Origin of the sequence: Sphingobacterium sp. IITKGP-BTPF85 (assembly GCF_001006065.1) — a bacterium.
In the GTDB taxonomy this organism is placed as follows: Bacteria; Bacteroidota; Bacteroidia; order Sphingobacteriales; family Sphingobacteriaceae; genus Sphingobacterium; species Sphingobacterium anhuiense.
On the sequence record NZ_ASZT02000188.1, the window covers coordinates 1 to 8,038 of the forward strand.

7 protein-coding genes are annotated in these 8,038 nt (G+C 34.7%); 6 read left to right on the forward strand and 1 reads right to left on the reverse strand.

Translation table 11 applies throughout. The features are described 5' to 3' along the window. Nucleotides 1-334: 334 nt before the first annotated feature. The 6 genes from L950_RS36895 to L950_RS22925 all read left to right on the forward strand — a co-directional run bounded on the left by L950_RS36895 (nucleotide 335) and on the right by L950_RS22925 (nucleotide 7,267). Nucleotides 335-691 carry a serine hydrolase domain-containing protein gene (locus L950_RS36895; RefSeq protein WP_316930741.1) on the forward strand — a complete coding sequence of 119 codons (357 nt, stop codon included), beginning with the start codon at nucleotides 335-337 and terminating at the stop codon, nucleotides 689-691. Then, nucleotides 667-1,365 carry a serine hydrolase domain-containing protein gene (locus L950_RS36900; protein ID WP_316930742.1) on the forward strand — a complete coding sequence of 233 codons (699 nt, stop codon included), beginning with the start codon at nucleotides 667-669 and terminating at the stop codon, nucleotides 1,363-1,365. The genes L950_RS36895 and L950_RS36900 overlap by 25 nt, the downstream gene beginning before the upstream one ends. 14 nt (nucleotides 1,366-1,379) lie before the next feature. Then, the gene (locus L950_RS22910) at nucleotides 1,380-1,739 is read left to right on the forward strand and encodes a CoA-binding protein (RefSeq protein WP_021190420.1); all 360 of its coding nucleotides are present in this window, start codon (nucleotides 1,380-1,382) and stop codon (nucleotides 1,737-1,739) included. Between the two features lie 278 nt (nucleotides 1,740-2,017). Next, complete coding sequence (locus L950_RS22915) at nucleotides 2,018-4,078, forward strand: glycosyl hydrolase family 95 catalytic domain-containing protein (RefSeq protein WP_156169823.1); 2,061 nt, start codon at nucleotides 2,018-2,020, stop codon at nucleotides 4,076-4,078. A 37-nt stretch (nucleotides 4,079-4,115) separates the two neighbouring features. Beyond that, the gene (locus L950_RS22920; protein ID WP_021190422.1) at nucleotides 4,116-6,002 is read left to right on the forward strand and encodes a heparinase II/III family protein; all 1,887 of its coding nucleotides are present in this window, start codon (nucleotides 4,116-4,118) and stop codon (nucleotides 6,000-6,002) included. Between the two features lie 17 nt (nucleotides 6,003-6,019). Next, on the forward strand, nucleotides 6,020-7,267 hold the full coding sequence (locus tag L950_RS22925) for a glycoside hydrolase family 88 protein (RefSeq protein WP_031288531.1): 1,248 nt from the start codon (nucleotides 6,020-6,022) through the stop codon (nucleotides 7,265-7,267). Nucleotides 7,268-7,379: 112 nt separating this feature from the next. Here the strand turns inward: L950_RS22925 and L950_RS22930 are convergent, their stop codons facing one another. Then, nucleotides 7,380-7,880: a DNA-binding response regulator gene (locus L950_RS22930; RefSeq protein ID WP_231577813.1), complete on the reverse strand. Its 501-nt coding sequence runs from the start codon at nucleotides 7,878-7,880 to the stop codon at nucleotides 7,380-7,382. Nucleotides 7,881-8,038 lie beyond the last annotated feature (158 nt).

The window sequence follows — 8,038 nt, forward strand, 5'->3', positions numbered from 1 at the left end:
CAAACATTAAAGCATTATTAGAAAATCCAGTGAGATTATTAGCGTAATCTTACTTCGAATAAGTATATTCAAAGGTCACTTTATATAAAGTGACCTTTTATTGTTTTTTTCTTTTTTTTAGTACTAATCAGCATTTTAGCATTAATACATTAGAAAAGAAATAGAATCCGTTAAATAGTGAAATTATATATATTAAAAAGCATAGTTGCTGTTCTTATTATAGCAACCGTATCGTGTAGTTCGAAAGAAGAAAAGCAAAAAAAAGCATTAGTTGAACAGGCTAAGACTGACAGTTTAAAGCTTATATACAATCCATCTGAAGCAGATCCTAAAATTGAAGCTTTTATGCAAAATTTGCATAAGAGTAGGATTTAATGGTAATGTACTGATTGCAAAAAATGGAAAGATTTTATATCAGAACTCATTTGGTTGGGCAAATTATCTTTTAAAAGATAGTTTGAAGATTGATTCGAAATTTGAATTAGCGTCTGTTTCCAAACCACTTACAGGTATTGGTATTTTGAAATTGGTTGAAGAGGGCAAATTGAAATTGGATCAAACTATTAATGATTTTTATCCTAATTTTCCCTATCCAGATATTACAATAAAGCAATTATTGTCTCATCGTTCTGGATTGCCAAATTATGTTTATTTTTCGGAAGAGCATTGGAAGGAAAAAAGAAGGGTATGACCAATCAAGATGTCATGAATATGCTGATTGAGTTTAAACCGAATCGCTATGGTAAACCTGATGGTAAATTCTTTTATAACAATTCGAATTTTATGGTTTTAGGCGCTATTATTGAAAAGGTAACTAATCAAAGTTATGCGGAATGGATGAAAGAAAATGTCTTTAATCCAGCAGGAATGACTAATACAGCTGCATTGTCAAAAGCTATTTATGAAAAAATTCCGACAGATGTTATCGGTCACGATAAGGTTTGGAGAAGATCTGTTGTTCAGAATTTTCAAGATGGCCCTCTGGGCGATAAGGGAATTTATAGTACAGTTCGGGATCTGTATAAATTAGATTTAGCGTTAAATGAAGGTAGGTTATTAAAGAAAGAAACGTTAGATTCTGCTTATGTCGATCGTGCGAAATCTAAAAATGGAATATTTGGATACGGATTAGGTTGGCGCACTTTTCACAGAAATAATGATCTAATAATCTATCATACTGGATGGTGGCACGGATTTCGCAATTTGTATGTTAGGGATCTAAAAAATAACGTTACGATTGTACTTTTATCGAATATGACTAATGGTAGCTTAGTTAAATTGGATGAATTGTATAAAATTTTAGGGATGCCTATCTTAAGAAAGGGAATATATAATGATGCTGGTAATGTGGCTGATGATGTTTAATAAAATAAGTAGTTATGAAAAAAACGCTAATAATAGGAGCGAGTACTAATCCAGAAAGGTATTCGTATAAAGCAGCCTATAAATTGAAGCAATATGGACATGATATTGTGAATGTTGGGCTTAAGAAGGGTGAAGTTGCTGGTGTCGAAATAGAACCTATGGGACTTATTCACACGGATATTGATACCATTACTATGTATGTTGGCGCAGCAAATCAAAAAAGCTATTTGGATTATATTTTAGAAACAAAGCCAAAGCGGATTATTTTTAATCCTGGAGCTGAAAATGCGGAATTAGTAGCACTTGCAGGTGCAATAGGTATTGATACTGAAAATGCTTGTACATTGGTTCTTTTAAGTACAGGACAGTATTAAGTGGATTGATCTAGTTGTTTTATTATTGGATCTATCATCCTTATTAAATTTTCATGAAAAAAGGGTAATAATGGTTTCTGAAACCATTATTACCCTTTTTTCATGATTTTCTTCTCAAACGATTTCGTAAGTTTCTCTTGTGTGTCTACTAAAAAAAGTACATTTTAGAGCCCAATTGAACCCTATTTATGCGGAATTTATATATTTTTTTTATTTCAATCTTATGTGTTATTTGTCGTGCTCAGGGTCAAGACAAACCAATATTTCATATTTCTCAGTTGGGTAAAAGTATTTATGAAGGGGTATTCACGGGGAATGGTTTACTAGGAACGATGACCTATTTGAAATCTTCACAAGCTGTACGTATAGATATTGGTAGAACGGATATTTATGATCACCGTGAAAAAAATCGTGAAAAGCTTTTTGATAAAGCTCGTCTGTCACTGGGGCATTTTTCTATAAACCTTAATGTGGACATTGATAGTATAGGTGGTGATATTTTTATTCAGCAAGCTTATTCTCAAACGAATATTAAGACTTCGGATGGTATGTTGCATATTAAAACGACAACACTGTCTGATGATAATATTATACTCATTGAAGTCATTAAAAAGGACTACCATGGGAACGACTCTTTTAACTGGTGTCCGGATTCTGCTATTAGTCCCCGTATGAAATTTGATTATACACAAAAACCTACTTATTATACTCGCAATCCTGAGGGAAAATCAGGAACTAGTAAGGGGTTTTCTTTTTATAATCAAGAGTTATTAGCTGGCGGTGGCTATGCAACTGTATATAAGAAAATGCTCGGTATGGACAATGATGTTTATGTTGTCTCGGTTGGATATAATCAGGTTAACAAGAGCTATCTAAAAGAAACAATTGATTATGTTAATCATTTTGATTCTAAAGATATTATTATAGCCTTGGAAAAACACCAAAATTGGTGGTGTAATTATTATAGTGCTTCTTCTTTGTCATTACCAGATAAAATTTATCAGCGTTTTTATGAAATGCAGTTGTATAAATTAGCAAGTGCCACCAGAACAAATAAGCCAGCAATAGATTTGCAGGGACCATGGACGAGCGTTACTCCTTGGCCAGCTTACTGGATGAACTTAAATATGCAATTGACATATTCTCCTGTTTTCACGTCAAACCATCTTGATATCGCGAATTCTTTAATTCAAATGATTGATCAGAATGTCTCCAATTTGAGAGAAAATGTTCCTGTGGCTTATCGTTATAATAGCATTGCTATTGGGCGCTCATCTGCGAGCGATCTCTGGAGTCCTGTTCTCTTAGAGAAGGGAGTCTCAATTTCCGATGCTTCTGATGGTGAAAAAGAACTTGGCAACTTGCTTTGGTTATTGCATAGCTACTATTCTTACTATCGCTATGGCATGCAGGAAGAGGTATATGACCGCTTATTTCCCTTACTTAAAGAGGCGGTTAATTATTATTTGCATCTATTAGAAAAAAATGAATCAGGAAAATATCATATCGCTGTTAAAACTTATTCGCCAGAATATAAATATGGGTATGCTTATGATACGAATTATGATCTAGCTATTCTGAGATGGGGGCTTAGATCACTCATCGAGCTAGATGATGAAAAGAATAGGAAAGATCCTCTATATGATCGATGGCTCGATGTACTCGAAAATTTGATCGATTTTCCACAAGGTGTAAACGGTTATTTGATAGCTAAGGATGTTCCTTATGGTGAGTCACATAGACATTATTCTCATTTAATGATGATCTATCCTTTTTATGAAATTAATTGGGATCAAAAGGAAAATAGAGTTTTGATTGAGCGTTCAATTAAGTACTGGCAGAGTAAAAATCAGTTCTTGCAAGGTTATTCATTTACTGGTGCCGCATCGATGTATGCCATGATGGGAAGGGGAGATGATGCCTTAGCATCTCTTGATAATTTATTAAAATCTTATATTAAAAAGAATACGCTTTATGCCGAGTCGGGACCAGTAATTGAAACCCCGTTAGCAGCAATGACAAGCATCCAAGAACTGTGCTTACAATATTGGAATGGAAAATTAAGAATTTTTCCCGCTGTACCTACTGCCTGGAAAGATATTTCTTTTAAAAGGTTTTTGACTGATGGAGCTTTTCTGGTTTCTGCAAAGAGGAAAAATGGTATAACGCAAACTATGGAGATCGAAAGTCAACATACGGGTACAATTAGAGTTGAATCGGGGATATCGACTCCAATGATTGTGATTAAAGGAAAGGGTAAGTATGAAATAGATCTTGATGGAATAATTGTTTTTACACTTAATAAGGGCTCTCGAGCATTAGTTTATGAGAAGAAGTAGAAAATGCTATAAAATTTTAATGTTTCTCTTTTTTGTTATGTTGCAAATTAATGCACTTGGACAACACACCTTAGAGCGGCATCTTTCAGGTGCAGTTTTGACAAATACCGTTAATCGTATTGATGACTGGCGGTTGGAAAAGAAAAATGAATGGAACAAAGCTATTCAAGCGCTATCAATATTGGAAAAGTCTCACATAATGAAAGTTGCAGAGGATGCGAATTTATTTACTTGGCCATCATTGTTAGCTACAAAATATCTTGAATATAAGACTGATGGAAACAGAACTCGCTACGAGGATGATATTAATACACGCAGGAGTATCGTATCGCATTTGGTTATAGGAGAATTGGTTGAGGGAAAGGGACGTTTTATTCCACAGATTATTAATGGCCTCTGGTTAATGATGGAAGAAAGTACTTGGGTAAGTCCTGCACATATTGTAGTGCAAAAATCTGGAATTGGTTTGCCTGATCCACTGGATGATTATATTGATCTAGGAGCAGGTCGGGTAGCAGCTGATCTGGCGATGGTTTATTTATTGTTGGGGGATGAATTAAACCAAATTTCTCCTATGATTACTAAAAAATTGAAAGATGTCTTACAGAGCCGTATTTTAAATCCTTATTTAGTCCGAGATGATTTTTGGTGGATGGCGCTTCAGTCAAACAATATGGTTAATAACTGGAATATTTGGATCAACACCAATGTTCTTAAAGTAGCATTGTTAGTGGAAGAAGATGCTTCTAGATTGAAGATGATTATTCAGAAATTGGCTCATAGTGCGGATAAATTTATTGACTCTTACGCTGAAGATGGTGCGTGTGAAGAGGGGCCCTCTTATTGGCTACATGCTGGTGGTGAACTTGGACAGATGTTGTTGTGGTTAGAGGATGTGTCGGATGGGGAGGTGACATTTAAGGAGGAACATAAATTATTTAATATTGGCAACTATATCTTGAATTCTCACATTTACAGAAATAGATACATCAATTTCGCAGATGCAGAGGCGATACAAGTACCCTATCCTGCTAAAATATGGGCTTATGGTACTTTATATAATGATGATAATCTAAAAGCATATGCAAGCTATTTGACAACTCTAAAATCACCAAGTATGTCATTAGGAACAGTACAGGATTTTTTAATTCATGCGTCTATTTATAATGAATTAAGTAATCATCGAAAAGACTTTATAGCCCCCCAATTTCATTTTTATGAGAGTTTGGGACAGGCAACTATGCGGAGTTTAAATAAAAAGGGTAATTTATTCTTGGCTACGATAGGAAGTAATAATGGGGTAAGCCATAATCATAATGATGTTGGAAGCTATATGCTCTATTTGGATTCGACGCCAGTTTTAATTGATGTAGGTGTGGGAACTTATACCAAAGAAACTTTTAGTAGGAATCGCTATACATTGTGGAATATGCAATCGCAATGGCATAATCTTCCTATTATAAATGGAATACAGCAAAAGGATGGAAGGTCTTATCATGCGGATGATGTCGAGTATATAACTAATAATGAAACTGCTCAATACCGTGTCAATGTTGCGAAGGCTTATCCTAAAGAAGCCGCAGTACAATCTTGGATGCGAACTATCAAGATGCATGCAGGAAATAATGAAATCAGGGTAGAAGAACAGTATCAATTGGAGGAATTTAAAAAACCACAATCGATTAGTTTCATATCTAAAATAAAACCTCAGTTACTAAAGGATGGCTTTTTCTTACAATTGGATAATGGGAAAAAAGTCTTTATAAATTTCGAAAGGGAAACTGTTACTTTTTCTTTAGAAACTAAGGAAATCGAGGATCCACGATTGATTAAAGTGTGGGGTGGAATGCTTTATAAAATGAATGTTTTAATTAAAAGTATGGAATTAAGTAATCAAGTGATATATAAAATAATAGCGAATTAAGATTATTGTAAATTATGATGAAATTGAAAAGACAGATTATCATGGTATTATGTTCTGTTTTAGGAATATGTACTGTTCAAGGTCAATCCCGGGATCTGAAATTATCGAAAGAGTTTATTCAGCAGAATTTGAATGACGCAGCTCTCCAAATTAAAGTCTTGGCAAATGCAACACCCAATGGAAAATTTCCTAAAACTTTTGAAAATAATAAAGAGATCTTTTCATCATCCAGTTGGTGGTGTTCTGGATTTTATCCTGGTACACTTTGGTATTTATATGAAGGGACTCAAGATCAGGAATTATTAAAAAATGTAGAAGAGAAATTACCTAATTTGGAGAAAGAAAAGTATAATAAAGGTACACATGATCTAGGTTTTATGCTGTTTTGTAGTTTCGGCAATGGTTTACGTCTGACCGGCGATTCTGCGAAATATAAAGATGTATTAGTTACAGGTGCTGCTTCTCTTGCTTCTCGTTTTAATGAGAGAACAAAAACAATTCGGTCTTGGGATCACAAACCTTGGCATTATCCCGTTATCATTGATAATATGATGAATTTAGAGTTTTTGACGCAGGTTTCAAAAATGACTGGTAATAAGAAATATTATGACTTGGCTATAAAGCATGCGGAAACAACATTGAAAAATCATTTTAGGAAGGATTATAGCTCATATCATGTTATTGACTATGATGTGAATAGCGGCAAAGTTATTGGAAAAAAAACGCACCAAGGTGCTTATGATGAATCCGCATGGTCTAGAGGCCAAGGTTGGGCGCTTTATGGGTATACGATGATGTATCGAGAAACAAATAAAAAGGAATTTCTAAATCAAGCTAGACATATTGCGAAATATATTTTGAATCATCCGAATATGCCTCAAGATTTAATTCCTTATTGGGATTTTGATAAAGATAAGATTGATCAATCTAGTAAGATGTATGCTAAAAAAGATCTTCGGGATGTTTCGGCAGCCACATTGTATGCATCTGCTTTACTTGAATTGGCTCAATATACAAAAGGTAAGGAATCTGCCCTTTATCTTTCTAATGCAGAGACAATGCTTACTAATTTATCCAAAGAATCTTATAAAGCAGTTTATGGGACAAATGGCGGTTATTTATTAAAACATAGTGTAGGGGCACTTCCTTTAAATTCGGAGATTGATGTACCACTGACATATGCTGATTACTATTATGTAGAAGCATTAGTGCGCTATAAAAGGCTCTTGGATGGTGAACCAATGATTAAGGAAATCGCGAAGTAAATACAGTAAAGATAAAAGTAACAAAGGCCCCCATTTAGGCGCCTTTGTTACTTTTAAATCTATTCGTACCCTGCCTACAATCTCTTTTCAAATATTTAATCCCTTTTGTGTTTTAATTATCTTCGTAGGAGTCTGCAATTTGCTGTGACGGATTATACCCAAATTGTTTCTTAAATTCCCTGCTGAAGTACTTTCTTTCAGAAAATCCGACTGCATAGGCTACCTCACTGACATTCATCGAAGATTTTAGCAACTCCTTCGCTCTGTTAAGCCGGTACATCTTCACATAATTATTGATAGAAAGGTTGGATATCGCCCGGAGCTTTCGGTAAATAATAGGTGTGCTCATACCCATCTTTCGGGAGATAAAATTAACATCAAAGTCATCCGACTGCATATTATCTTCGATCAGTTGATCTAATGTAGCAATAAATTTAGCATCCAGTTCATTGTCGAAATCTGTTTTTTTGACCTGAAATTCCTTGCTCTTTTTATGACTGATTGCTATGAGATTCTGCACAGATAGAAACAACAGCCTATTGTCAAAAGGTTTTGTTAGATAGATGTTTGCTCCATATTGTAGGGCCTGTGTCTGTGATTCACTGTCTGTCACTGCAGTCAACAGGATAACAGGAATATGACTGGTTGCGATATTTGTTTTTACTGCCCGGCATAACTGGCTCCATTCATATAAGGCATCATCAGATCAGATAAGATCAAGTCGGGAATATACTCTTGTGCTTTCGATAAGGCATCTTCTCCATTGACAGC

Bases quoted from the DNA above. Each gene is read 5' to 3' on its own strand.
- L950_RS22910 (WP_021190420.1), top strand. From the start codon at position 1,380: ATGAAAAAAACGCTAATAATAGGAGCGAGTACTAATCCAGAAAGGTAT.
- L950_RS22920 (WP_021190422.1), top strand. From the start codon at position 4,116: ATGTTGCAAATTAATGCACTTGGACAACACACCTTAGAGCGGCATCTT.
- L950_RS22925 (WP_031288531.1), top strand. From the start codon at position 6,020: ATGAAATTGAAAAGACAGATTATCATGGTATTATGTTCTGTTTTAGGA.